The organism is Paenibacillus sp. J23TS9, from assembly GCF_018403225.1.
Classification (GTDB): domain Bacteria; phylum Bacillota; class Bacilli; order Paenibacillales; family Paenibacillaceae; genus Paenibacillus_AQ.
The window spans coordinates 646,535-673,481 of record NZ_BOSG01000002.1; the positions used below are offsets into that span (position 1 = coordinate 646,535).

Sequence of the window (26,947 nt, forward strand, 5' to 3'; positions counted from 1 at the left end):
CTGTATCCCTACCCTTCCGTTAAAATGATCCTCTGCTGCCGCTATGCGAATGGCCGCCTTTAGTCGTGCCGCCACCGCCCGAGCCGCTGCCCGTGTTCTTTTCGATTTTCCGCTTCGTTGTCGTTGTCCGAATATACCGGTCCTGGTGATCAAGGACTCCCGAAGTACTGGCATCCTCGTATGTCCGCCCGCTTACCGTAACGCGTCCGCCGGAGCGATATGCCATGATGCCGACAACAATGCCGCCAATCACCGCGGCGCCGCCTAATTGAAACCAGATATTAAAGAAAATATTGTCCGGATTCACGCCCGGCTTGTAGCCCATATATTTGTAGGTTGTTTTAATATACTTTTCAAACGCAAGCTTGTAGTCGCCATCCGTTAAATCCGGTGTGATTTTTTCGCGTATCTTATCAAGCCTTCCATCATCCAAGTATTGCTTTGCTTTATAAAACCCGGCCAGATAGGTATCCCTGTGGTATAGGTCCAGCGTCAATATAACAGCATTTCCGTGGGCCTTGTCGTACCCTGGGGCCTGCTCGTCATAGAAGTCCTCCGTCATTTCCTGGACATCCATACCTTCAGGGTTATTGGAAGTAAAAATGATGATGTCCGTTTCCCGCTTGGCTCCGTACTCGTGGGCCATGGCGTTCAGCTCGGACTTGTCTTCCTGGCTGAGCAGCCCAGCTTCATCATAAATCAGCTGGTTATCATTCGCTGCATGCGCCATTTGAAAAGGAAAAACGAGATAAGCCGCGAAAATGATCAAAATAGTCAGCAGGCTCCATAAGGCACGATGTCTTTTCACAAAAAACCTCCCCCCATCATCCATGAAATCAGCTTCAATGACAGGAAAGAAACCCCGAAGATTCCTGCGAACCACGCCGCCACCTTCGCCTTGCTGATCGGAGGCTTACCCACGACTTTGCCCGTCTGGCCGTTCATGGCAAACGCATAATTGGATTTACGGAAGTCATAGTGGACCATCCATACAGGGAGCAGGCAATAATCCGCTTGTTTGGACTCGGTATCGATCTGCTTATCGGTGTAGCTGACAGCGGTGTACCCCGAAACGGTTGAAGCGATATAAGCCTCGATGAATTCCCTGATCTTATCCTTCGCCCGCGGAAAAAGACTCTCGTCGTCATAACTGTATTTCTCCGCATTGTAACCAGCGAGATACGGCGATTTAAATTCCTTGAGGCGCTCATAGGGAAATGGCTCCAATTTATCCATCAATCCATCATTCATTTTTTCCGATGCATCGATCGGCACCTTCACGTAATTCAAGCGAATTTTCCGGTAGATGTCAAAATGCTGCGTTTCGGTATACTCGTAGTCACCGCTCGTGTACATTCTCACTTTGGTGGCATGGCCATGTACCTCTACATGATTATGTAATTCATATAACCAGAAGGGCACGTACATTCCGGTGATGCCCTTGATCCGATCGGCGGACATAAATCCGCTTGGCGTCAGAAGGCCATTCCTGCACCATTTCTTGAAAGCCTTCACTGCTTCTTCCTTGCTTACGGCAAAGGGAATGACCATCGCCGGTGCCAGCTTTCCGGTCAGCCGGTCGCCGAGAACCACCGCGGAACCGCAAAAACTGCAGGTCGTCGCGCTTGTCTCAGGATCGGTCAAAATGACGGCTCCGCAGCTTGTGCAATGATATTCCTGAGTCTTATCCTCTGAAAAATCCTGCTGCTCCAGAGGATCGGGGATTTGCTCAATATTGTCTTTTCTTCCGCAGCTGGGGCAGGACAGCATTCCTGTCGCACTGTCAAAGACCATGCCGCTGCCGCAGTTTGGACATTTGTATTCGATAACCGGCATCTGCTCACCTCAATCAAAAGAAACTGATTAATCCTTCTTATTCATTTTTGCTTTGATTGCCGCCAATTCATCTTCGGCATGGGTAGTCGCGTCCGTGTTTGCATCCGTTTGTTTGTTCGAATCCTTCTCGAGCTGCGCGATCAGCTCATCCAAATCGTCTTCTTTTTTTCCTGCCCGGAGTTCGGCCAGAGCCTCCGCCTCGTTCAGCGCCTGGTTCGCTTTTTCTTCCATAGCATTAAATGAGGAGGAGACTCTCCCTGAGGACGAGCCGCCCGAATTCATGCCTTGCTGCAGCTTCGCAGCGGCCATCTTGCCTTTCAGATCCAAGCGCCGCGCTTCCAGCTGTCCGAGATCCGACACCAGCTTATCCTGCATTTGCTGCATTCTTGCGGCATTGGAGGAAGCTTGGTCGTAGGCCGTTTGCAGCTCGCTTTGCTTCCCGGCCAGCTTCACCTTTTTCTCCAGGAATTTTCGGGCTTCCCCCTCATTCCCCGCTTCAACCGACTTCTCGGCATACCGCTGCAGCTTTCTGATCTCGTCCTCGCACTCATCCAGCGCTGCCCTTGCCCTGCGCTCATTAGAGAGCAGCGAAGCCGTCTCTGCTTTAACCGCTCCCAGATCCTTGTTCAAGTTTCGCATATATTCATCAATGGTCTTTTCCGGATCTTCCGTCCGTTCCATCAACGAGTTGATATTGACCTTCATCACATCCATAAACCTCGATAAGATTCCCATGATGAGCTGCCTCCTCGACATTTCCGTTTATCCTATAATACCGTAATTTCAGGGGAAAGGTTTCATTTGAGAAAGATCAAAGTGAAATCTGGAAGCACACTTGCTTATACTCGCTCCGGGCTGCTAACTTCATTTTCGGCCGCAGTTCGGGCAAATGCCTGCTCAGAATCGCATTCATTCCCATCATCGATCCTAATAGGAAGTATTCTCTTGTTCCCACATAAAATGTTCCAGCAAATTTTCTTTATATTCCATTGTTTGAAGAAACTAGGGCCACCCTAATAATACATCAGAATCAGGAAAAACGATTCATTTTTTAGTGTTTGTCTTAGTTCATTTTCAAATTCCGCAAATCGGTGTAGATCAGCAGCAAGCCGCGTAAAGATTGCCCGAATTGATGCCACATTCCGGAAGATTCATAGGCAAATATAGGTGACAGGCCTTCTCACCTATTCATATGCTGATTAAGGAATGGGGGGAGTATGATGAAATACAAAAGCACGTCGATTAAAAGTAAATGGACGAAAACCAAATGGCTCTTGCAGCACCCGGTTTTAAGCAAGCATATTCCATCAACCATGCAATTTAATAAACAACATTTAGAATCCATGCTTTCTGCGTATTCTACAGTCTATTTCAAACCTACCACTGGCTCAGGCGGGGCCCGTATTATTCGGATTAAAAGGAATGCCAGCGGATATCAAACACAATACAACACAGTCAAAGAAAACCATTCTACCCTTGATCATTTATATGATCATCTGAATCGTTTCTCCAAGCGCCGGTCCTTTTTGCTGCAGAAAGGGATCCATCTGGCCAAGACGAACGGCAAGCCTTTTGACATAAGAGTCATGGTTCAGAAAACGAACAGCGGTAAATGGGAAAGCACGGGTGTTTTCATGAAAATAGCAAATAGCGGCAAAATCGTCACCAATTATAATCAAGGCGGGAGGATCGGATACTTCCGTCCTGCACTGTCTGGAGCAGGCTTCGATACCACCTCGATAAATAACATAGAAGCCGAATTAAAGCGGATGGGCGTCTCCGTCGGAAAACACTTTGATCGTTATCTCAAGGGCTTCAAAGAGCTAGGGCTCGATGTAGCCTTGGATTCCAAAAGAAAACTTTGGATTCTCGAGGTGAATACGAGGCCTCAAATTTATCCATTGTTAAATTTGAAGGACCGGAAACTGTATCAGCGAGTCCTATCCTATGGGAAGCAGTATGGGAGAAAGAAGTGAACTAGCGAGCAAGCCGAAAAGGCCACCCATATGCCGGGCGGCCTTTTCAGTTTACTTCCGTTTTACATTTAAACTTTCTTAAACTCAATCCAGTCGATTTGCAATCCTGGTTTGACGAAATCCAGCTTCAGTTCATAAAGACCTGCTTCAAGCTTGATTTTAACAAGCTTCTGCTTGATCCATCTGCCGTCCGTACCGTTCGTTTGAATGGTCGTCATCGACTCATCGTTCAGCGTCACGTTGCATGCGCTTTGCGCAAGTTCGGATTCTGGAGACATGATGCGGACAATGATCCGGTACTCGCCGGCCTGATCCACCTTCACAACTGTCGTTCCGGCTGCAGCAGGCTTCACCTGGGCGTTATCGGACAAGGCTTGCGCTTCTGTTACCGGGAGGGACGGATCACCCGTGAATGTGGCAACCGCCTCTTCAATCACCTGTTTGCGGGAGAAAACAGGCGCGTGCATTATAAATTCGCAAATGTTGATGGCGCTGCGCTGCAGTTCTCCGCGAGTCAGCGTACCGTTTGCCAGGGATTCCAGCGTATTATCATCCCACGCGTTGATTTCCGCGCCATAGTTCATGACCACCATGTACAGATCGTTTTGCGCGCGGACCATCCAATTTGTATTTTCCCGGTCCGCAGGGCCTCCGTTCACCACGTCATTCATAATGGCCCACCAGTCCGTCATCACGATGCCTTTGAATCCCCATTCTCCGCGAAGGATCGTGGTGTTCAAATCATAGTTTGACGCGGCCCAGTGTCCATTCACCGGATTGTAGGAGGTCATAATGGAGTTCGCTCCACCCTCTTTTACCGCGATTTCGAAGCCCTTCAGATAAATTTCCCGCAAGGCGCGCTCCGAGACGATAGCATCGACTTTGCTGCGATACTGCTCCTGGTTGTTGCAGGCAAAATGCTTCAGCGTCGCGTTCGAGCCGCCCTTCATGATCCCGCGCGTGCAGGCGGCAGCGAATGCCCCGGAAACGAGCGGATCCTCGGAAAAATATTCAAAGTTTCGGCCGTTAAGCGGACTGCGGCGAATGTTGAGCCCGGGTCCTAGCAGTGCATCCACATGGTAGCCAAGCAGCTCGCGGCCTTCCAGGACATACAGCTCTTCAACGAGCTCCGTGTTCCAGGTAGCTGCAAGCAGCGTGCCGATCGCAACCTGTGTCGCCTTCTGTCCGCTGTCCATGCGGATCCCGGATGGGCCGTCAGCCGTGCATGCCACCGGAATGCCGTAATGAAGCAGATTATCGCTGACCCCACCGAAGGCAGATGCCGTACCCGGGGTCACCAGCGGACTGCTCATGCCTTCTCCTCGGACGATGACCGCCAGATCTTGATCGCTAAGCTGCGCGATAAAGGTCTCCATGTTGACCTTTCCTTCATGCACGTCTCGCAATTTGTAGCCCTGATCGCCGGTTTGCGGAAGCGTCTTCGGCAGATTTTTTTCAATCCGATCCGCCATCGAAATGCTGCGCGTCGGCACCTCCGCATAGGTCAATTCATATGAGCCGTCTTCCTTACGGACACCCGGCTTCATTCGCTTAAAGCTTTCGGTCGGCGCCATTGCCTCCTGCAGCTGCTTCACGACTTTAAGTTCTTCCACGACGTAACCGTCCTGTGCTTCGACGCCGATTTCCACGAGATCTCGGACGCTGCTTCCTGCAAACAAGCGGTACGTCCCGGCTTCTAGTACATATGCGGAAGGATGTCCCGTTACGCCGGCGTCATCATAAGAGGCCATGGCATGTGCCGGGAAGCTTATCGTAAGATGCTGCGATTCACCCGGCTGCAGTTCCTTGGTCTTGCCGAATGCGGCCAGTGCTTTGGCCGGTTGGCCCAGCATCCCTTGCGGCGCTGCCGCATAGATCTGGACGACCTCTTTTCCGGCATAAGTGGTTCCGATATTTTTAACCGTTACCCCGACTTCAAGATACTCTTCTCCGTCCTTGGTGACTCGTTTGGCTTCCTCCGGCGATAGGCTAAATCCGGTATAGGACAAGCCGTAACCGAATTCGAACTGAACCTTATCCGGACAAAACGTCTCGAAGTAGCGGTATCCTACGTATATATCTTCCTCATAAAAATTTTTAAATTCATTGCCGTAATTGCGGGTCGACGGATAGTCTTCAATGGAATAAGCGATCGTATCCGTTAATTTGCCGCTCGGTGTCACTTCTCCAACCAGGACGTCGGCAATCGCGCTGCCGCCTTCCATGCCGCCCTGCCAAGAGTAGATGACACATGGAATCGGGTTCACGTAACTCTCATCGTTCAACCAGCTCATGTCGATAATGTTGGATACATTCAGCACAACGACGGTCTGCTCAAAATGAGCCGTCACCTGCTTCAGCATCGCTTTTTCTTCGGCCGTTAACAGATAGCTGCCCGGCTCATTTGCGTTATCCTGGTCCTCACCCGCCGTGCGTCCGATGACCACGATCGCCTTGGTGGAGATTTTTCTGGCTTCGGCCACCAGCTCATCGATCAAAGGCATTTCCTTTTGGTGCCACGGCTCTGCCGCCCAGCCGCCTCCGCCGTTATCGAAAGGATTTTGTTCAATCCATTGTTCATACACAGCCGCTAACTCTTCATTGACGATCATGTTTCTTTTGCTGCGCAGACCGTCCAGCAGATTGGTCGTATGCGTAACATGGACACTGCCTCCCGAACCTGTACCGCTGCGATAATAATTCACCTGCGTTCTGCCAAAAACTGAAACGTTTTCGGTTTGCTTAATGGGGAGAACATTCCCTTCATTTTTTAACAGTACGGCACCTTCTGCGGCTACCTTTCTGCTGAATTCGGAAAATCCTTCTAATGGGGCTCCAAATTTTTGTGTGCTCAAAGTATTCCCTCCTGGTTGAATGTCTCTAATCTCTATATATTTAAAAGCTATGTAAAAAAAGGCCATGGACGACTTTCGCATTCCTGTATGTTTCTCCATATGAAAAGGAATATAGGACGTCAAACCATCTTGTATATCAAAGCATCAGTAAATCGTGTGACAGCAAACTTTGAATCCAATTTATATAGTATCATAGCAACAGATTGTACAGAAGCAAATAAAATCGGTTACAAATTCTATCTCCTCCAGGGAAAATAGACCTGTCTGATTCGGACTCTCTGTGTGGATCCCCATTTTTTTCATGAAAATATAAACCGGGCTGTAACGAATACAGCCATTTTCGGATATATCGCTTAAGGAGGTGAATGAATGCAGGACACCGAGGAACTCTACAGGGAATATTCGACGCAAGTATATAAGTTCGTGTTCAGTTTGTGTCATAGCCACTTGCTGGCGGAAGAGATCACCCAGGAAACCTTTTATAGAGCCGTAAAGTCCATACATAGATACGACGGAACCTGCAAGGTGTATGTCTGGCTGTGTCAAATTGCCAAGCATGTGTGGTATCAGGAACTGGCTAAGCAAAAAAAGAGAAAAGACGACGCCTTCATAGACACGCCCTTAGTCGATCCGGTTTCCCCGGAGTCTCAGTTCATCCTGGCTCAAAATAAAATGGAATTATATAAGCAGCTTCATTCCCTAGAACCCAATACCAAAGAAGTCATGTACCTGCGCATGACCGGCGAATTCAGCTTTCGGGAGATTGGCGAAATTCTTGGAAGGGACGAAACGTGGGCAAGAGTGACCTTTTACCGCGGAATGCCGCCAGTATTACCAGCAGATGACGGAGCCGCTCGATTCGAGCCTACCCATCCTAGCTGCGGAAGAAGTAGAGAAACTCGATTACCTCAAAAAAGTGAGAAAAAAGAACAAACAGACGCTCATCCTTTCCATTTTTGCCGTACTTGTGCTGGTCATGGCCGTCATCGGACTTTTTGCCATCGGTCTACCGGTGTCCTCCAAGGATGTAAAAATATCTTATCAGAATGTCAACGATCGTTTAGAAGTTCATTTAACGCTGGAAAACGGCAAGGATTTGATATTCTCGAATAAAAGCAAATTCATTTATGATGAACATCATAACGTTGTAGGATATGAGACTCGTTACATACCGAAAGGCGTATTCCACAATCCGTTCGATGATGTAGGAAAGGAGATAATGCTGGGGATGCAAAATCAAGCCTCATCAGATTATAAGAGTACCTTCATTCTGGAGTTTAAAGATAAAACGATGACGTTTGTGGATGGAAATTTGGTTGAGTGACATTCTGACCAACCAGTCTTCGGAAACTGATCCGATGGCTGGTTATTTTTTATTTTCAACTAGCATCCTTACAACAACTTCCAGCCCGAGTTAATCCTCCATTTACAAATGGAGTGTATACTAATCGTTAAGAAAGGTGACGATAACATGCACCTAAAGAAAGGAGATTCATATGGGAATTCATACGTATTTTCAATCGCTAAATGACCTTGAGCGCATTATTCGCTGTCCCGGCAAATTCAAATTCGAAGAGCACAGCGTATCCGCCCATTCCTGGAAGGTTGTGCAATATGCCAAAACACTAGCCGACATTGAGGAATCGAATGGAGTCGACATCGACTGGAAAAAGCTATACGAGATCACGAGCAGCCATGACTACGGAGAGATTTTCATCGGGGATATCAAGACGCCTGTAAAGCATCATTCCCTGGAGCTTCGGGCCATGCTGCAGCAAGTGGAGGAAGGCATGGTCGCCCATTTCATCGACGAGCATATTCCGGAGGAATTCAAGCCGATTTTTCGCAGACAGCTGCGCGAAGGCAAGGACGATTCCGTTGAAGGACGAATCCTCGAGGTTGCGGACAAAATGGATCAAGTCTATGAGGCTTTTGCAGAACTTGCGCGCGGCAACACCGAAAAGGAATTCATCGTCATGTATCGTAATGCCCTGATCAAAATCAAAAGCATCGAGCTGCACTGCGTAGACTATTTCTTGCAGTATATTTTGCCCGATTTGGTTCGCGAAGGATCCCGTTCCCCGATCAATATTGAACAAATCACGAACGAAGCTCTTTCCTCATAATCTCTGCGCTCTTGTTACTCTTCTTTTTACTCCATTCCAACCCCTTTTCACTCATATCCTTTCCTCTCTTTTCATTTCCAACTCCGTTCATCTCGCTTCATATCCTATTTACTCTCCAATATCCTTTTTCCCACTTTCCATTCTTAAGTATTTCTTCCGTTACGCACAAAATCCCCGCAAGTTCTTCTAGCTCCACGTTCCTTTTCATAGTTTAATTTCTCCCTACATATCAACTTAAGAGATGCCTTCATTCCCCCATTTCCTATATTTCTCCCGCTCACCATTAACATTTTTGAATAAAAATTCCGAAATATTATTTAAATGTATTCTTATTATTTTGAAAATAAAAACCAGCAAGTCTAGCAACACCATACATACGAGGGGGAAAGGCCCATGAAATGGATCGCCAATCAAAAAATATCGCACAAGATCAACAGCTTAATCGTACTTTCTTTGCTGTTTCTGGCTGTCATCGGAACAATCGGGTTCGCGTCTTTAAAGGCCGTCAATGCCAATGCGAAGGGAATGTACGAAGACAAGATGCTGCCGAATGAAGCATTAAGTCAACTCATTACGATCAGCACTCAAATCGATTCTTATCAAACCAAACTGATTTTGGGGGATGCCAGAGTGGATCGTGCCGGCACAACCGCTAAGCTTGACCAGCTTAAGCAGCAGGATGCAGCGACGAGAAAGCAGCTTGAGGGTTATGGAAAGAACGCCGTGGATCAGGATCTTTACAAACAGTATTTGAAGTTAGTCGATTTCGGTGAAAAGCATTACGCGCGCGTAAAAGAGCTGCTGAGCGAAAACAATGCGACGGAGGCCTACGTATACTATGATTTGAATTTCAGGACGAATATCGAAAGCATCGTAACCGTGTTAAGGCAAATGAAGTCCATAAATCTGGAAATCGCCGAGCAGTTTAATCAGCAGAATAGTAAGCAGGCCCGAAATATTATGGCTCTCGAGCTGATTGTCGTGCTGGCTGCGATCGTGATCTCCGGTACGGCAGGTCTATACATATCCCGCATGATTAACAAGCCGATTAAAGAGCTGCAGAAGGTAATGGCCATGGCGGAATCGGGTAACCTGGCGGTCAAGGGCAGCTATCAATCCAAGGATGAGTTAGGAGAACTTACGAAGAACTTTAACGGCATGATTGGAGCGATTCGCGAAATGATTTCCAACATGACTGCACAATCATCCGTGATTGCCACCAATACCGAAAAACTGCTGTCTAATGCCGAAACGATGACCCTGCATTCTTCCCACAATGCCGAAGAGCTGCAGGAGGTCGCATCGCAGGCAGTCATCCAATCCCACAGCATTCAGGAGAGCAGCCGAGCCGTGGAGGAAATGGCCGCCGGAGTTCAAAAGATTACGGAAGCCACCGCATCCGTTGCGGACTTTGCCAATCATTCCTCCAAACAGGCCGACACGGGCAGCGTGCGGATCGAGCGTATTCATGGCCAGATGAACGCCATTCTGCTGAGCTCGAAAGAAACGGAGGAAGTGATCCGCACCTTCCATCAGCAGACCGAGGAAATCGGAAAAGCCGTGCATACGATTCAGGAGATCGCGGAGGAAGTCAACATCCTGTCGCTGAACGCTTCTATCGAAGCGGCCCGAGCCGGCGAATACGGGAGAGGATTTGCCGTGGTGGCAGAGGAAGTGAAAAGATTGGCAGACCACTCCAAACAATCCTCCCTGGACATTGTGACCATCGTGAACCGGATTCAGGAGCGCTCCTCGCATGCGGTCATGCTCGTCGATAAGGAACAGCACGAGGTGCAGCAGGGCATGACGGAGATGCACGCAGCCAAAATCGCCTTTGAAGAAATCAATGCGTCCGTACAGCAGCTGACTGAGCAGTTGCATGAAGTGTCGGCCTCCGCGGAGGAAATTTCAGCAAGCACGGAAGAGGTGACGGCTACGCTTCTCCATTTGAATGGAGCAATCGAACAATCGTCGAACCAAACGGTGCATGTTGCCCAATCGACGAACGAACAAGTAACCGTCATTCAGCATATGAAGGATGATGTGCATGACCTCAGCGGGGTCGCGGTCGAGCTTCAAGTGCTGGCAGGGAAGTTCAAGCTATAAAAGACCTGAATTCCGGACGGACTATTGGAAAATGGTTGTTCAGTTGTTGGAATGAGTTGACGAATTGAGCTATCGCTTAATGATGCATTATCACTCCGTTTCCAGCGAATACTAACGACGCAATGAATAATTTCTCAGTCGTTAGGAGCTAAGCGCGATGAACAGCCATGAAAAACATAAGTATCAATGGCCGCTGATCGGCAAACGGTCGAAGCCTAAACTGCATCAAGACGACATTACCATCGTCGACGCGAGCATGGCGAGAAAAGCCGTGGTCGCCACGGCCCTGGGCAACGCGATGGAATGGTTCGACTTCGGCATCTATTCTTATCTTGCCGTCGTGATCGGAAAGGTTTTCTTCCCTTCCTTGAGCGGCTCCGTGCAGCTGATTTATACATTCGCTACGTTTTCCATTGCTTTTGTCGTCAGGCCTTTTGGCGGATTGTTCTTCGGACGCCTTGGAGACCGCTGGGGGCGCAAAAAAGTGCTCACCATAACGCTGCTGATGATGGCCATCTCCACCCTCTGCATCGGTCTCATTCCAAGCTACGCATCGATCGGAGTAACCGCATCGGTATTACTCTTGCTGGCCCGGCTGGTACAGGGCTTCTCCACCGGGGGCGAGTATTCGGGAGCGATGACCTTTATCGCCGAGTCGACGCCCGACAAAAGGAGGGGCTTCCTATCCAGCGGACTGGAAGTGGGAACCTTGATCGGTTACATTGCCGGCTCCGGATTGGTCACGCTGCTGACCTACCTTCTCGGTTCCGAGCAAATGGTGGCTTGGGGCTGGAGAATTCCCTTTTTCGTTGCGGCTCCGATTGGTTTGGTCGGGCTCTATCTCCGCAGACATTTGGAGGAAACGCCTGCTTTTGAAGCAATGGAGAAGGCAAAGGATGAGAACAAGCCGAAGGTACCGCTCAGAGAGCTGTTCTCGAAGCATTGGAAGGTCATGCTGATCTGCACCGTGCTGGTCTTTTTCTTTAATGTCGTCGATTATATGATACTATCCTATATGCCTTCGCATCTGACCGCCGTGCTGGGTTACGGGGAAGCCGAAGGACTTCTCCTGATTCTGATCGTCATGTTTATCATGATTCCGATCGTGCTAGCCATGGGTTATTTCAGCGACCGGATCGGCAACAAACGAATTATGCAGATCGGGCTCGCGGGACTGCTGGTGCTCTCGCTTCCGGCTTTTTTATGGATTGGCAGCGGCAAGCTTGGGCTCGTGTTTCTGGGGCTGCTGATTCTGGCCGTGTTCCTTACCTGTTTCGAAGGAACGATGCCCTCCGTACTGCCTGCGCTGTTTTTTACCGATGTCCGTTATGGCCTTCTAGCGATTACGTATAATATTTCGGCGTCCTTGTTCGGCGGCACGACCCCTCTCGTGATGGCCTGGTTGATTAATCTGACCAAGAACAACCTCGTTCCAGCCTATTTTCTGATTGCCACGTCCATCATTGGCTTGGTCGTCGTGACACTGTGGTTTACCGAAACCTCAGGCAAAGCGCTTCGCGGCTCCCCGCCTGCCGTCACGGAGAAGCATGAAATCAAAGAACTGCTGGATGAACCGGAAGAGGCGCTATGGTGGCATGAGGAACACGCCATGATTCAGGAGTCTGGAGCAGCTCCGGAGGAGAGGAAATAGACCGGTTGCTTCGAGTTATTTTGATATAAAAAACCACCGCTCCTCTTGTAGTAAGGAATGCGGTGGTTTTCATCCAACCCAAGACATGCAGTGAATCAATAAAACCAAACCAGCCTACTCTTCCGTGCGGAAAAGAGGCTGGTTTGTTCTGTTAACCCCTGAATCGGTTAGTTGGCGTTCCGGTTATCAATCAGCTTGGCCTTGATTAAAAACCGCTGCACAATCACTGCAGTTTCAGCCCGGGTAAGGTTCCCTGCTGGCCTCAAGCCTTCTGCTGATCCTTCCACGATTCCATTCTTCACGGCTGCGGCAATGGCCGGCTTCGCCCAGGATGCTAGCGCTGCACGATCTGCAAACGGAGACAGCAATACATCTGCATCTAATCCCTCCGCTTCAAGTCCAGCCAGCTTCATCGCCCGGGCCATGATCACCAATGCTTCCTGCCGGGTGATGGTTTGATCAGGAGCGAACGTCTGATTGTCGTAACCCTTGATCAGGCCGTATTCCACTGCCTTCGCGACAGCCCCGGCATACCAGTCACCGGCTTTAACGTCGGTGAACTCCGAATGACCGCTGCCTTCATTGTCGGACAAACCTAACGCCCGTACCACAACAGCTGCAAGTTCTGCCCGTGTAATGACCGCATCAGGGTTATAATGATCGTCATCGATCCCTTTGACAATCATTCGGGAAGCCATTTCGTTTACGGCCTGCTTCGACCAATGTCCTTCTACATCCGCGAAGGCCTTCGAGTTCCAGATGAGGAAGTAATCGCTATTCGTCAGGCTGTTGACGACGGCATAATTCTTCCCTTCGCGAGTCGTGATAAAGGTAGGGACATGGCGGACGCTGCCATCCGGATCCAGCACGGCAGCCGTTGTCACTTTGCTCGGATCCAGACCCGTAGGAAGCGGTATGTCGCGTTCCACGTAGCCGCCGAACTGTTCTACGTCTACCGTCGTTCCCTTATAGGAAGCCGTTACTTTAAAGGTGACGGGCGTAGCTGCAACCTCGAAGTTTCCTTGGGCCGCTGCGACTTGTGCGCGAACCGCCGCAGCCTCATCGCTCTTGGCAATCTCCATGCGGACGATGATGTCCGAGAGCTTGACCTGTTCGCCCAGTTTTGAAGAAACCTTATCTATGGCTATTTGTCCGGCAGGCAGTCTGTAGATGCCATAAGGCGTCTGTACCTCCAGAATCGCTTGCTTGGTTTCCATGCTTTTCACCGCTTCGCCGTTCAATACGACCGACACCATGTCCACGCTGGCGGTAACAGGAATAATTACGGTGGAATGATCTGCCGCCTGCTTAAGCTGATCAACCAGCTTCGCTTGGTCTATTGTGGCAGTCAGCACTGATTTGCCGTTCTCTTTGGTGGTCAAAGCAGTAGCGATCTGATCCTTCACAACGCCGTCGACGATGACCTGAAAGCCGTCAGGCTTCGCAGGGGTTGAAGTTCCTGGACTTGAACCCGTGCTTGTTGAAGGCGTGCCGGAGTGATTGGAATTGTCCGAAGGAGTGCTTGCCCACTTTGCATACAGCGTCACATCGGATGTGACCGTATCCGCCGCGAAGTTCCAAGCGTTTGTTCCCGCTGCTTCTTTGTACCAGCCTGCGAATGTGTAGCCCGCTTTCGTCGGCGCTGGCGGAGCGCTGATGATCGTGCCGTTGTCCACATTGGTGATGCTGGAAACTGCACTGCCTCCCTGCGAGTCGAACGTCACGGTGTGTTGCACCGGTCCCTCTTTGACCGTTACCTTGCCAGGGGTCAACGTTTTGTCCATCTCAGCCCCGAATGCATCCAAGATTGAGAAAAACGTCGGCTCTCCTGTTTGCACCGTCAGTGCCTTATCACTTAACTCCGCTTCGTTCTTAATCTTGAAGCTGACGGTGAACAGCTTCTCTCCTGCAACAACTGGCGTATCGCCCGCATCGCTGTCTACCCATGCTGTCTTGAGCCAGCCTGCGTCGTTATCGTAATTGGAGTCGAAGTAATCTCCGGCATTTCCTGTAATGCCCGTTACTTCCAAGGCCTCCGCGTCAAAATCGATCTGTACGCTATAGGCTGCTATTCCGTAGGTGGAGTCGGCCACTGTAACCGGTACGTCCACCGTAGATCCAGGCGTTCCGCTCACCGATCCGATCTGAATCTGCGCCGCGTGCCGCGTCCACTTCGCGTGCAGCGTCACATCGGACGTCACCGCATCTTCTGTGAAGTTCCACGCATTCGTTCCCTCTGCTTCCTTGTACCAGCCTGCGAACGTAAAGCCGGCTTTCGTCGGCGCTGGCGGCTCGGTGATCGTCGTGCCGCTGTTTACGCCGGTCGCGTTCTCAACCTCGCTGCCTCCCTGAGAGTCGAACGTCACAGTATATTGCTCCTGCACCGTTACCGTCCATTTCGCGTACAGCGTCACATTGGACGTTACTGTATCTTCTGCGAAGTTCCACGCGTTCGTTCCCTCCGCTTCCTTGTACCAGCCTGCGAAAGTAAAACCCGCTTTCGTCGGTACCGGCGGCTCGCTGATTATCGTACCGCTGTTCACGTCGGCCATGCTCGCAACTGCGCTGCCTCCCTGCGAATTGAACATCACGGTATGTTTAACGCTCGCTGCCTTTACCGTAATTTTGCCGTCTACCACCGTTGTGGAGGCGATTTCTTCACCCTCGTAGAGTTCGTGCTTGGGCACGGATAGCTCCAAATCGCCAGGCTGCGCAGAGTCCTTGATTTTAAAATGAAGGGTGAACACGTTTGTATCATCAATTAAAATCGGGTGGTCAACCAAATTAGCTCTTACATTGGCGATCCCCGTAATGGTGATATCCGTATCGAACGTATCGCCTTGACTGGCACCCAGTTCATTTGTAACTTCATTCCCGGACACCAGTTCGAGCGATGCAGCATCGAATCCGATGGAAATGTCGTACTGGTTGATCATATCCTCCGGTGTCAGAAACACCGGTATATCAACGAAATCTCCGGCATAACCTTCTTTGCTGCCTACCGTCATCGAGTTCGTCGCTATTTCCGAATCCGCATGACCTATCGTTCCGAAAGGCAATAACATAACGGCCGCCAGCATTGTCGAAATCCATTTTTTCCAACGCATTGAATCAACCCTTTCCCACGGCGGCGGCAAGAATCGCTTTGACATCCTCGTCGTCCCATTGTCCGTCGCCGTTCATGTCGAGCGCCTGCAATTGCTCCGGCGTCAGTGTAATCTTACCCTTGATGTATTTGGTCAACAAAAGCGCGTCCGCAGCCGTCACCTTGCCGTCGCCATCCGCGTCTCCCATGACAATCACCGTGTAATAGGCGGTATATACAACATCCGCGGTCACCGTCGAAGCGGCAACCTGTTGGCTGCTAAGCTTCGTGATGCCTCCATCGCTGCTCCATCCTGCAAAATGGTATCCCGCCTCTGGCGTGACCGTCGGAACCGCTGCCGGATGCCCGCCGATCGTTACCTGTTCACTCGTTCCGCTGATCGTTCCGTGATCTCCAGGCGCGTAGCTTACCGTTGCGATCTGCAGTGTAAGCTGTGCGCTTGCTTGTACCGAGAAGGAGCTCTCCCCATTATCGTTAACGGCCGTCACGACGAAGTAATAGGTCGTTCCACCCGCAAGCCCCTGAACTGTATAATGGTCGGTCGTGCCATCTACTGTCGCGATCGGATCGGGGCCGTACACCCCGCTGGCGGTGCCTTGATATATCTTATAATTCGCAACCCCGCTCCCCAAATTCCAGCTAAGCTCCGCTTCCCGATCTCCCGCAACCGCTTGTAGACCCTTAGGGGCTGCAGGCGGTTCCCGGCGCTCGGACACATAAATTTTCGAGACGTCGGACCATGCTAAATACATCGCGTTGTTCAAAGAGGCAAAAGAAGTAACGTTTCCGAGATTCGTGTCCGCAAGTCCCTGGTCCGCCGGGCTCCAATTCGTGCCGTCGTATTCCTCGACCCGGAGGTTCCACTGGAACCCTTGCGAATTCACATCGTTCCAAACGGCAACCAGCTTCTGATTATATACAAATAAATTCGGGCTTTGCGATTGAACCCCCGCCGGTTTATCCAAATTGCCGCTGCCGACAGGGCTCCAGGCACTTCCATCGAAGCTGCTTACCTTCAACTGAGCGGGATTGTTATCTCTCCACACCGCGTATAACAGCCCGTTATAGGCTTGCAGAACCGGGCTTCCTGCCGATGTCGTCGTATTCGTAATCCCCAAATTTCCCGATACGTTCGCCCAAGTGACACTTCCTGCACCCTTGATTGTTCTTTTCATGACGGGGATATAAGTGTAATACGGGCTGTCCGCCATTTGCTCGCTCCAGGTTAAATAAAGATCGTCTTGATAGACTGCGAGCCGCGGCCCAAATGCCACTCCGTTTGAAACGAATGTCATATCCACCGCTTCGCTGCTCCAGACGCTGCCGTTATATTTTTTCACTTGAATTTTCCGGCCCAGGCTCCCGTCCGAAGTACCTATCCAAGTCGCATACAAATCATCTTGATAAACGAGGAGCACCGGCATTTCACCTCTGCCGCTGCCGCTTACCGGATTGTTTCCACTCGTAGATACCCATCCGTTCCCACAGTTTTTCTTGGCCATAATCTGATTGAACGGATACCCCCCCATGGATGAGGTTTCTGCTTCCGTCCAGATGGCGTACAAGCAACCCTGATATACTGTAAGCGAAGGACTGCTTGCACTGCTGCTCGACATGGAGTTCAGGCCGCTCCCGTCATCAGCCGCCGACCACTGACTGCCGTCCCACTTCATTACTCTTATTTCTGTTTCCTGCTGCATCGGGTTATTCATATATTCCTTTTGCTCTGACCATGCCGCATACAAATGGTTGTTCCAGGACGCGATGCTCGGTCCCCTTGCGTTAGAGTTCGCACTCGACCCCGCACTGAGCCCGCCCCGGTCGATCGGCTTCCATACGACTCCCGGGGCGGCGGAAGCTTGTCCCGGCACCGCCAGCAGTTGGAGAATCGCCCCGAACAGCATGACCAGGCTTATAACGACGGATATGACCGCCCTGCAAGCAGTGTTGTTCCTCTTCTGTGCGTTCATGTCTGACCCCCTCTTTCCGAATGTATATTACGGACCTCATGGTCATGAGATCGCCCGCATCTGAGTTTCATTGTAATTAGCAGCTCTCAACATTTTCACAACATTTCCCCATAAAACGACAAAAAAAGCCTTCAAATGGGTGTCTGAAGACTGTTTTCTCTACATTTTCTGCGATTGTTTGTCTGCTACTTCTGTCCCACTCGCCTCGCTCTATTCTCCCTTCTGCTCCATCTGCACCATCAACGCCCGCACCCGGCGAACGCCATCCTGATCCCCAGCCTGGCCTAAGCAATCCGCCAACAAATCATAGTAATTCAGCCGGCTTGGCTCCAATTCGATCAATTTCCAGAGCATCTGCACGCGGGATTCATTCGGTACCCGTTCGAGCGCTGCATTCATGAAGGACATCATGGCCGAGCGAAGCTCCATCCGGTAGGAATTAGCCCATTCGTAATGCTCCATTTCCAAATAATCGCCGCCGCTGTACAACTCAAGCATGTCCTCGGCTTTGGTTGCAGCATCTCCGTCCTTCAGCATCCCAAGCAGCTCCTCCAGGTCGCTGTGGATAGCCGACGGATCAATCCAATACCGCTCGTCACCGTAATTCACGAATCCGTCGTAGCCTTCCGCCTTAAATAGGCTCCGCAAGTAATAAAGGGACGTATGCAACAGCTTTTGTCCACGTTCCGCCGGATCATCCGGCCATAAATATTCCAGAATCGCGTATTTGTATACCGGCCGGCTCCGATGATGCCAAAGCAGCGCAAACAGCTCCTTCGTTTTCTTGGTGCGCCATGTCAATAGCCGGCCGTCTGGAGCGTACAGTTCCATACTACCCAACACTTTGAGCGACAGCTGCGGCTTATCTTCCGCGTGTCTTTCCGGTCCATCCGCCAACCTGGCGGCACTCAGCATGTTCCCATCCATAGAGTCCCCGCTCCGAATCTGCCTTTTGGCCTGCCGGTCCGCATAACGGGATAGCGTTCTAGCTAGCTTGTCCTTGGCGACCGGTTTAAGCAAATACCCGATGGCGGAGGTATCGAACGCATCAATCGCATACTGGTCGTGGGCCGTCACAAAGATGATTTCAGCATCCGGAGAGCATGCTGCCAGCGCTCCTGCAGCCTCCAGCCCGCCCACTCCAGGCATTTCGATATCCAGAAAAATCAAATCCGGTTGGAGATCGCCGCAGCGTTCAATCGCTTCGGTAACCAGTTGAAACCTGCCGACGACCTCCACATCGCCAACTTCGTTCAGCATGATGTCCAAGACATCCAGCGCGATCTCTTCGTCGTCAATCAGAATGGCTCTCCACATAACGCCCCTCCGTCAAATAAATCGTGATTCGAGTTCCTTCACCTAAGCGGCTTTGAATGTCCAGATTCCATCCATACCTCATTTGCAGCCGGCGGTTCACATTTCCGATCCCGATGCCGCCAGACTTTCCTAGTTCCAGCTCCCTAAGCGTGCTTTCGTCCATTCCGGCTCCGTCATCCTCTACAACGATCTCAACGCCACGATCACCGCGGCGGACGATGATATCCACCGTTCCTCCTTCGGGCTTCTGCCCTATTCCGTGACGGACGGCATTTTCGACAATCGGCTGAAGGGTAAGCGGCGGCAGCATGGTGCGCGCATGCTCATCGATCTTATAGCGGACAACCAGCCGCTGGCCGAAACGAAGCTGCTCAATCGCAAGGTAGGCTTGTACCAGCTCCAACTCCCTTTCCAGCGGGACCAATTCTCCCTGAAAAACAAACGTGAACTTGGCGCGTAGATACGTAGTCAAATGCTGAATTGTCTCCCTCAGCTTGTCCACATTTTTGTAGCTGAGCCCGACCAGCGCATTGAGACTGTTGTACAGGAAATGCGGGGATATTTGGGCCTGCAAAAAATCCATCTCCCGCCGTACCGCGAGCGACGAAGAACTTTTCATCGCCAGAAGCGACTGCACCCGGGCCCGAAGTTCCGCCAGTTGAAATGGCTTTTGCAAAATATCGTTGGCCCCCGCCCCAAAGGCGGCCAAAATATCGCGCGTCTGTCCCGAAGCGGTCAGCATCAGCACCGGAAGCTCTGCCAGCCCGTGCAGCGCGCGGATTTCGCGGCAAATGTCGAGTCCCGACACGCCGGGCATCATCAGATCGAGCAGCACCAGATCCGGCTGCTTTCGCCTCAGTGCTGTGAGTGCCTCGGCACCGCCGGACGCCGTCATATACGTATGGCCCATGGAAGCGATGGCGTCCATAGCCACTTTCAGATTGGAAGGCTCGTCGTCGACGATCAAAATATGGAAAGTCTCTTCCACGCCCCCAAGGGCAGGCGAGAGAGGAGCAGTTGGTATCCGGTTGTTCACGATCTCCTTGCATCCCTCATTCCCGGGGAATTCCATCTCCGCTATACGTTCGACTTGTTCTACGGCTGCTGCAGCCTCGTGCGTTCCGCTCCAGGCCAACGGCAGCGTAAAGGTAAACCGCGAGCCTCGGCCAACCGCAGACTCGACCTGCATGTGCCCACCTTGCAGCTCTACCAGCTGCTTAGATATACTGAGCCCAAGGCCGATGCCATCGCGCGAATGGGAGCCCTCCTCATCATGTTGAAAGAACGGCTGAAACAGCTCATCCATAATATCTGCCGGAATCCCCCTCCCGGTGTCACTGACGGAAACGGCCAGCAGTTCTCCCTGTATCTCCGCCGAAATCGTGACGGTTCCCCGGTCTGTGTACTTTAGCCCGTTCTCCAGCAAGTTGTGCAAAATTTGTCTCAGACGGTTCTCATCGGCCAATACCAGCGGCAGCGCGGGAGGCAGCTCGCACACAAGCCGGACGCCGCTCTTGATCGGCGAGATCGACAAGGTTTCCAGGACGAAGCGCGTCGACACGTACAGATCGACCGGCTTCAGCTGCACTTGGAACTGCCCGTACCGGATCCGGTTCATATCGAGGATATCATTCACCAGTCCGGCAAGCCGCCTCCCGATCAGATGCAACAGCCGAACGTTCTCGCGGTGCTCTGCTGCAAGCGGCGATTCCTTGTTTTCCAGCAGTACTTCCGACAGATTAATGATGCCGTGCAAGGGCGTGCGAAGCTCATGCGACGTTTTTGCCAAAAACTCATCCTTTTGCCGGTCATGGATCAGCAGCTGTTCGGCCAGGCGTTCGCTCCGTAGAAAGGCTCCCCGAATCCGGTCCGTCATCAGGAACGACTGCGACAGCACGACCAGCAGAAGCGTAACGATGATGTAATAAGGACTATCCAGCGCCAGCTGGTAACGAGTCTGGGCAAACACCCAGCTGATAATCAAAAAGAACACGCCAAGCAAAATATAAAAAATCTGGATTCCCTGATGACGATTGCGGAAAATCGAGGCGAAGATAAACCCGAAGGCCACAATCTGCAAAATAACACCAGGCCACAGCAGAACCAGCAGAAAATCATTCGGAAGACCGGCCAGCAAAGCCAGATAGGCAAAGGAAGCCCATTGGAATGCCCTGAACCAGTGGCCGCTTCTGTCAGTTAAATAGATGCGTACATAATGAATAAAGAACAGAATGGCCAGATACGGGAGGATGAACAGAAGCTTTTGCAGCAATAGAAAGGACATGGACGGAACCAGATTCCCCATAATAATTTCGTTATCGATGCTGAAAAAAAGCCCCAGTGCCAAACAGAACAAGCTGAAAAATATCAAGTATGGCTCCCGCCGCCACTGCCTGAACATCCCGGCAAAATAAATGCCAAAAGACAGCAGCGTAGTCATGACGATCACGTCGGCTATGCGGGCGCTATCCCGCCGGTCCATGACATCGGCCGACAACCCGAACTCAGGTGCCTGCACGAGTCCTCCTTGCAAATATCGGTAGCTTGACACCTGAATGATAATATCGATTTCCCGGCCGTTTGTCTCGACCGATCCAAAGAACGGAACATTGCTCGGCATAAAACTGTTATCCGACAAGGCAGGCTGCCCAGTGCCTCCAAGTTCCTTACCGCCCATGTAAATACGGCTCGACATCCGAATTTTTTTGGCTCGAAGGCCATAATCCCCCATGTCGCTCACCAAAAGCCGCAGCCGGTACGTTCCGGCCCCGTAGCCGTCGTCCGACACCTTACCTTCCCAACCTCCAGGGACGGAGAGAAAACGCCGCTCCGGCTGCTGTTCCGTTCCCCGTTCGGCGGGATCGGTGAAGTCCTGAGGCGTCATCAGCCGATCCTTGTAAAATTCCCATTCACCTCGAAGGGGAATGATCCCTTGCTGCACAAAGTTCCACTGCCTGGCATCCAGCACGCCTTTACGCGCTTCCGGGTAGCTAACGTTTGGATGAAGCCATTCATAAATGAAGACAGAGGTCGCGACGGCAAATACGGCGACCATGACGATCAAACCTGATAATTGCTTTTTCATAGGCTGCAAGTTCCTTCCTGCCATAGGAAACAGATTCAAAGAGTATAATCATTGCACAAAAAGCATGATTCAAAGCATTTGAACCATCCATTTCTTCCCACAAAAGCTGAATTAAACCCTATCATACCATGCCTACCCGGCTCTGTTATACATGTCTGCTGCATCGGAAGAAGCCAGGCACGATCCCGATTACGCTTTGGAATCATTCCATCCCAGCATGTCTTTGGCCACAGCCGAAGCGCCAGCTACGAGAAAAACCACCGCCCCTCTTCAGATGAGGAATGCGGTGGTTTTTCAGTTTAGAAGATATTTAGGATAAAGGAAATATAATGGCTGGCATTGCCTTATTTTTTATCGAGCTGGATGCTGAACGAAGAACCGGCATCCCCCGCGAAAACGATCGTTCCGCCCTTAGGCAGGACGACTTGGTTCGAGCCGCTGACTTCGCTCATGTTCACGCAGTTCCCCGCGGCGTCATAGACCACAAATCCGCCTTCGACCGGCAGCCTTACGGTCATCGTCTTGCCCGCTGCCGCAGCAGGGACCGTGAACCATCTGGCGTAGCCGTCATCCTTCACTGTTACGGTCGACTGTTTGCCTTGGTACAGCGGTTTGACCAGATCCTCGCTGACGAACAGGCTTCCCGCCGTTTCCAGGTACTCAGCGCCATCCTTTTGGTAGAAGCTGTATCCGGCCGTATCCCGGCCGCCCATACCAGGAATTTGCAGGCTGCTTACCGCCGTGTCCGGTCCGGTAATTTTCTTGTCGTTCAAATATCCTTGAAAGTCCTTAGTAAGCTTCATTTCGAGCGTCGGTTTCATCAAGTACATGACTGACGTGTATTTCTCGTTGACCGGGTAATAGGTTTTGCCTTCCCGCTTCGACCAAGCAGCGGCCGTTTCCTTCGTCAGTGGGTTACTGTCCAGCTTCTGGGCGAGATAATGGGACATCGCCACTTGCCCGAGCTCAGGTACCGTGCTGTATTGGCGAACCCAAAGGTAGGTTAGGCCGTTCGATTCGGTCACGAAGCTGAGCTTCGCTGTCCCTGCTTCGTCCACAAATGTTCCGTCCGTGGTGTACACGTACTTCTCTGCCGGATATTCCGGCACATTCGGCACCGTGACGGACATGATTCCATCTTTCAGGCCAACCTTGACGAGCTGTCCCGTGGAGCCGTAATATCCGGCGACCTTCTTCATGTCCTCCGGCAGGCTGACCGGAACCGGTTTGCCGAACGATTTATCCGGCTTAATTTCCTTGATGGCCCCTTTTTCTTTCAGCGCTTCAAGCAGAATTTGGGTCGCCAGAAGCTGGTTCGTCGAGCTGCTGCCGCCCGAGGATACGACAGCCGCGGCCATGTCCTGCTCCGGAAGGACGATCAGCGAAGCATGATACAAGATCGTGTCCCCGCCCTTCACCACAGCCTGGATGCCGTAATCATTAAACGGATACAATCTTACGCTGTCCCAGCCGAGGCCATAATCAAAGGAGTTGTCCGCGTCTTTAGGCCACAGTCCTTTTTTATATTCGGACTGTCCCATGGCTTCCACCGACTTGGCAGAGAGAATGCCCGGTTTCTGACCGGTAAAGATTTGCGAGAACCGTGCCATATCTTCCGCCGTGGAATAAATGCCTCCCGTTCCGATGACATTCACCGTTTCATTCGGCAGCTGCTGCGGAATCGTAGGATAATACAGCCCTGCGGTTTTAGCCGTATCTACCATATCCTGCGAGGTTTTTGTATCGTTCATGCCCAGCGGCTCAGTGAAATATTGGTGCACAAAGGCGGTAAACTTCATTCCGCTTACGCGTTCCACCAAAATCTCCGCCAACGTAAAGCCGTCGTTACAGTAGACCGAGAAGGCGCCAGGATCGGCCTTCAAGCTTTGCTTGGACAGCTGCTCCAGCAGCGTGTCGTGGGCGTAAGGGTCCGAATCCTCGAACAAAAATGCGTTGTTCAAGCTGGAACCCTGAATCCCGGAGGAATGGTTCAGAAGCATGCGCGGAGTGATTTGCTTGTAACGCTCATCCTTCATTTTGAAATCCGGTATGTACTGTACTAGCGGGGTATCCAGGTTGATCTTCCCCTCGTCGGCCAGCTTCATGACAGCAGAGGTGGTGAACATTTTGCTCGTCGAGCCGATGCCGTACATCGTGCCCGGTGTAAGCGGAGTCTTCCCCTTTTCGTCATTTTTCCCGGCTTGGCCGGATACGGTGATCTTTCCCTGATCGATGAGCGCGTACTGAACGCTGACCGTTCCATACTGCTCGGTGAGCAGTGCCGCCTTTTTCGCCGCGAGTGCTCCCAGCCCTTGGTCGGGAATCGCTGCTTCCGTGCCGGACGCCATCGCCGCGGTTGGAACAAGCGGCGTTAATATCAGCGCGGCTGCCAGAAGCCATGCCATTCTTTTCTTCATAAATGAACCTCCTTTTATTGGGTTACACTGTAGTACGTTTTGGACCCTAATTTGGTTCAGTTTTCCAACAAAAAAAGGAACTTCGTCTCATACCGCAGTCCAATCTAGGACCAGCCGTCTATCGGGAAAACGGTGGAAAATGCCTATCCGCTGACTTCAAAAAGGCAGCCGCCCGAGGCTGCCTTTCTCGCCGCATGCAGCTCCCGGGCGATGCGGCGTTACATGACGTAAGTCCACCAAAGGCGGCCTCAGCTTTAATACACCCGAATTTCCACCAGCTCCCCGCACGGAGCGCCGTTCGTCTCTTCGATGACGATGCGCAGCACATCGGCCAAGACCGGCTCCTTCATACGGATGCGATTGCTTCTACGCCGATTATCCCCAACTGATGTTGCAACACGCCACTGCCCTTGAACCCGGGCCTCGATCCGGTACGACTTCACCAGCTCGGGAATGATATCGAATGACGTACGGTGATGATGAAGGTTGATCAGGTCCTCGTTCACGTCATCGTTCCACGTCAGCATGATTTCCTTCATCGATATTTCATGCTCCCAAGTCAATTGCAGCCAAGCCTCGCGCTCAGGCCCGATCGGCTCGGATGTCCACAGATTCGGACCGCCGAATGGCCGTTTGTATCCACCGACTGCCTTCTCCGGCGCATAGGCTTCTGTTCTGCCCTTGACCTTAAAGCAGAAGGGCTGACGGACCGCCGCCTTCATACTCCAAGCCACGACGGGTTGATTCTCATCGTGCTCCTCCAGATTGGCCGATGCATTAGGAACTGCCCCCTTCTCAAAAGCGAGGATGCCGGTAAGCGGTTCGGCCGCCCGGTACAAGCTGACATCCGGATTCTCGCGGATGATGACAAAGGCATTCTGCGGCGCATCCGGCGCCCAATGGAGCGGCAGGGATATCCACTGCGCCTCGCCCTTGGAAACCGTCGTCTCCGCTTCAGTTATCTTCGAATGCGGCACGTAGTTCTCCGGACGGCCGGTGTCCCATAACTCTACGGTAAGCCGGGTATCCCCGGCCGCGTCTACGAGCAGCTCCAGCCTTTCGACCGCCGGGTCAACCGGGAACAAAATCGCGGCATCACGCTCCAGCCGGGTTGCCTCATGCGGTTTATCCACACTGATGCTGCTTCGAAACGATGATGCCGAAACCTGCGCCAGGCGGGCCAGGTCCCGTTCGTCTTCATGCCGCAGACCGATGACGGAAGCGTCCTGGCGCAGCAGCGTCTGCTGCAGCTCTTGTAGATGTGAGTGGTAGATCTCCCTCGGAGATACGCCCTTCGCGGCGCACAGCGAAGCAGCGGTACCGGCCGCTTCTCCCATAACCGCGCAGGTTGCCATGACGCGCGTCGTGCCGAATGCCACGTGGGAAGCGCTGATGTTGCGGCCGGCGAACAGTAGATTTCCCACGTTGGCCGAGTACAGGCTACGGTATGGAATATGATAGTTACCGTCTGCATGCATATGCTTGGAACCACTGGCTTCGGCATACATCCCCTGCGGGGGATGCAGATCGATGGACCAGCCGCCAAAGGCGATCCGGTCATGGAACGGCTCCTGCGCGATGATATCGTTCTGGTTCAGCACATAATCGCCGACGAAACGGCGGTATTCCCTTTTTCCCGGGATGGAGCCGACCCACTCCAAAGTCATGCTTTCGGCCTCAAACTGCCCCGAATTTTTGATATAGTCCCAAATGCCGTAAATGACAGACCACAGCTCGTCCCGGATCACTTCATTATCATGGACCGTATCCAGCTCACCGCCCCACTCGATCCACCAATAATGGCAGCCCGAGTCGCCGCTGCGGATCACTCGCTTGATCGGGATTGGCGTCTGCTCGATGTCCTTGGCAAAGGAAGGCGGCATGAACCGGACCGGATGCCCCGCGTCCTTCGTGTAGAATAGCAGCGTACTGCCCAAGGTAATGCCGTCCGCTTCCTCCGGCGCCCACGCTTCCCCGTATTCATGGGAGGCTTCCCGGCCGATCCGGTGCCGTGCACCCGCCATGAAGCCGACGAGGCCGTCGCCGGTGCAATCCAGGAAGACCGGGCTTTCCAGGCGGATGCGCCGCTCGGAGCCCATCATCCAGCCGGTCACTGACCGGATCATCCGGTTCTCCTCCGGACCGTCCGCTTCGACTTCATGTACATCGGTATTCAGCAGCAGCGTGATGTTCGGCTCCGCCTTGACCGCTTCCAGGATAACCAAATCCCACAAATACGGATTGCCATCCGGATTGCGGTACTGGTTCTCCACGAACAGCTCACCCAGGATGCCGGTCTCCCGTGCATACCGGTTGATGCCGTGCGCGGTCGCCCCGCACACCCATACCCTTACTTCGCTGCTCGAATTGCCTCCCAGAACCGGGCGGTTGTTCACGAGCACGACCTTGCTGCCGAGCCTTGCTGCCGCAATGGCGGCACATACGCCTGCCAGTCCGCCGCCGATCACGGCCACATCGCTTTGCATCGTCTCCGTTTTCATT

At 52.0% G+C, this 26,947-nt stretch carries 15 protein-coding genes; 5 read left to right on the top strand and 10 right to left on the bottom strand.

Features of this window, described 5'->3' with window-relative positions:
- Window positions 1-19 precede the first annotated feature (19 nt).
- From KJS65_RS18370 to KJS65_RS18380, 3 genes are read right to left on the bottom strand one after another with little or no spacing between them, the layout of a single operon-like run.
- The gene (locus tag KJS65_RS18370; RefSeq protein ID WP_213651306.1) at window positions 20-808 is read right to left on the bottom strand and encodes a TPM domain-containing protein; all 789 of its coding nucleotides are present in this window, start codon (window positions 806-808) and stop codon (window positions 20-22) included.
- Window positions 805-1,836, bottom strand: a complete 1,032-nt coding sequence (locus tag KJS65_RS18375; RefSeq protein WP_213651307.1) for a TFIIB-type zinc ribbon-containing protein — start codon at window positions 1,834-1,836, stop codon at window positions 805-807. Before KJS65_RS18375 ends, KJS65_RS18370 begins: the two co-directional genes overlap by 4 nt.
- Window positions 1,837-1,863: 27 nt before the next feature.
- A complete protein-coding gene (locus tag KJS65_RS18380) occupies window positions 1,864-2,571 on the bottom strand; it encodes a PspA/IM30 family protein (protein ID WP_213651308.1) in 708 nt (235 codons plus the stop codon).
- A gap of 482 nt (window positions 2,572-3,053) precedes the next feature.
- On the opposite strand from KJS65_RS18380, the gene KJS65_RS18385 reads away from it, so the two are divergent.
- Window positions 3,054-3,812, top strand: a complete 759-nt coding sequence (locus tag KJS65_RS18385; protein ID WP_244864619.1) for a YheC/YheD family protein — start codon at window positions 3,054-3,056, stop codon at window positions 3,810-3,812.
- 68 nt (window positions 3,813-3,880) lie between these two features.
- Here the strand turns inward: KJS65_RS18385 and KJS65_RS18390 are convergent, their stop codons facing one another.
- On the bottom strand, window positions 3,881-6,667 hold the full coding sequence (locus KJS65_RS18390) for a glycoside hydrolase family 3 C-terminal domain-containing protein (protein ID WP_213651309.1): 2,787 nt from the start codon (window positions 6,665-6,667) through the stop codon (window positions 3,881-3,883).
- A gap of 369 nt (window positions 6,668-7,036) precedes the next feature.
- Here KJS65_RS18390 and KJS65_RS29885 point away from each other — a divergent pair, with 369 nt between their 5' ends.
- From KJS65_RS29885 to KJS65_RS18410, 4 genes are all read left to right on the top strand, one after another.
- On the top strand, window positions 7,037-7,780 hold the full coding sequence (locus tag KJS65_RS29885) for an RNA polymerase sigma factor (RefSeq protein ID WP_244864620.1): 744 nt from the start codon (window positions 7,037-7,039) through the stop codon (window positions 7,778-7,780).
- 383 nt (window positions 7,781-8,163) lie between these two features.
- Window positions 8,164-8,793 carry a YfbR-like 5'-deoxynucleotidase gene (locus KJS65_RS18400; protein WP_213651310.1) on the top strand — a complete coding sequence of 210 codons (630 nt, stop codon included), beginning with the start codon at window positions 8,164-8,166 and terminating at the stop codon, window positions 8,791-8,793.
- Between the two features lie 393 nt (window positions 8,794-9,186).
- Entirely contained in the window at window positions 9,187-10,899 is a 1,713-nt protein-coding gene (locus KJS65_RS18405; protein WP_213651311.1) for a methyl-accepting chemotaxis protein, read from the top strand.
- 157 nt (window positions 10,900-11,056) lie between these two features.
- Window positions 11,057-12,550 carry an MFS transporter gene (locus KJS65_RS18410; protein WP_213651312.1) on the top strand — a complete coding sequence of 498 codons (1,494 nt, stop codon included), beginning with the start codon at window positions 11,057-11,059 and terminating at the stop codon, window positions 12,548-12,550.
- A gap of 167 nt (window positions 12,551-12,717) precedes the next feature.
- Here the strand turns inward: KJS65_RS18410 and KJS65_RS18415 are convergent, their stop codons facing one another.
- From KJS65_RS18415 to KJS65_RS18440, 6 genes are all read right to left on the bottom strand, one after another.
- Window positions 12,718-15,657, bottom strand: a complete 2,940-nt coding sequence (locus KJS65_RS18415) for an InlB B-repeat-containing protein (protein ID WP_213651313.1) — start codon at window positions 15,655-15,657, stop codon at window positions 12,718-12,720.
- Window positions 15,658-15,661: 4 nt separating this feature from the next.
- Entirely contained in the window at window positions 15,662-17,626 is a 1,965-nt protein-coding gene (locus KJS65_RS29890) for a dockerin type I domain-containing protein (protein WP_244864621.1), read from the bottom strand.
- Between the two features lie 210 nt (window positions 17,627-17,836).
- On the bottom strand, window positions 17,837-18,943 hold the full coding sequence (locus KJS65_RS18425) for a response regulator (protein ID WP_213651314.1): 1,107 nt from the start codon (window positions 18,941-18,943) through the stop codon (window positions 17,837-17,839).
- Window positions 18,921-22,028 carry a hybrid sensor histidine kinase/response regulator gene (locus KJS65_RS18430; protein WP_213651315.1) on the bottom strand — a complete coding sequence of 1,036 codons (3,108 nt, stop codon included), beginning with the start codon at window positions 22,026-22,028 and terminating at the stop codon, window positions 18,921-18,923. The genes KJS65_RS18425 and KJS65_RS18430 overlap by 23 nt, the downstream gene beginning before the upstream one ends.
- A 344-nt stretch (window positions 22,029-22,372) precedes the next feature.
- Window positions 22,373-24,445 carry a serine hydrolase domain-containing protein gene (locus KJS65_RS18435; RefSeq protein WP_213651316.1) on the bottom strand — a complete coding sequence of 691 codons (2,073 nt, stop codon included), beginning with the start codon at window positions 24,443-24,445 and terminating at the stop codon, window positions 22,373-22,375.
- A 254-nt stretch (window positions 24,446-24,699) separates the two neighbouring features.
- Window positions 24,700-26,946, bottom strand: a complete 2,247-nt coding sequence (locus KJS65_RS18440) for an FAD-dependent oxidoreductase (protein ID WP_213651317.1) — start codon at window positions 26,944-26,946, stop codon at window positions 24,700-24,702.
- Between the last annotated feature and the right edge of the window lies 1 nt (window position 26,947).

Coding starts and splice junctions, on each gene's coding strand:
- KJS65_RS18415 (WP_213651313.1), bottom strand. CDS start 15,657: ATGCGTTGGAAAAAATGGATTTCGACAATGCTGGCGGCCGTTATGTTA.
- KJS65_RS18400 (WP_213651310.1), top strand. CDS start 8,164: ATGGGAATTCATACGTATTTTCAATCGCTAAATGACCTTGAGCGCATT.
- KJS65_RS18385 (WP_244864619.1), top strand. CDS start 3,054: ATGATGAAATACAAAAGCACGTCGATTAAAAGTAAATGGACGAAAACC.
- KJS65_RS29890 (WP_244864621.1), bottom strand. CDS start 17,626: ATGAACGCACAGAAGAGGAACAACACTGCTTGCAGGGCGGTCATATCC.
- KJS65_RS18410 (WP_213651312.1), top strand. CDS start 11,057: ATGAACAGCCATGAAAAACATAAGTATCAATGGCCGCTGATCGGCAAA.
- KJS65_RS18435 (WP_213651316.1), bottom strand. CDS start 24,445: ATGAAGAAAAGAATGGCATGGCTTCTGGCAGCCGCGCTGATATTAACG.
- KJS65_RS18440 (WP_213651317.1), bottom strand. CDS start 26,946: ATGAAAACGGAGACGATGCAAAGCGATGTGGCCGTGATCGGCGGCGGA.
- KJS65_RS29885 (WP_244864620.1), top strand. CDS start 7,037: ATGCAGGACACCGAGGAACTCTACAGGGAATATTCGACGCAAGTATAT.
- KJS65_RS18430 (WP_213651315.1), bottom strand. CDS start 22,028: ATGAAAAAGCAATTATCAGGTTTGATCGTCATGGTCGCCGTATTTGCC.
- KJS65_RS18380 (WP_213651308.1), bottom strand. CDS start 2,571: ATGGGAATCTTATCGAGGTTTATGGATGTGATGAAGGTCAATATCAAC.
- KJS65_RS18405 (WP_213651311.1), top strand. CDS start 9,187: ATGAAATGGATCGCCAATCAAAAAATATCGCACAAGATCAACAGCTTA.
- KJS65_RS18375 (WP_213651307.1), bottom strand. CDS start 1,836: ATGCCGGTTATCGAATACAAATGTCCAAACTGCGGCAGCGGCATGGTC.
- KJS65_RS18425 (WP_213651314.1), bottom strand. CDS start 18,943: ATGTGGAGAGCCATTCTGATTGACGACGAAGAGATCGCGCTGGATGTC.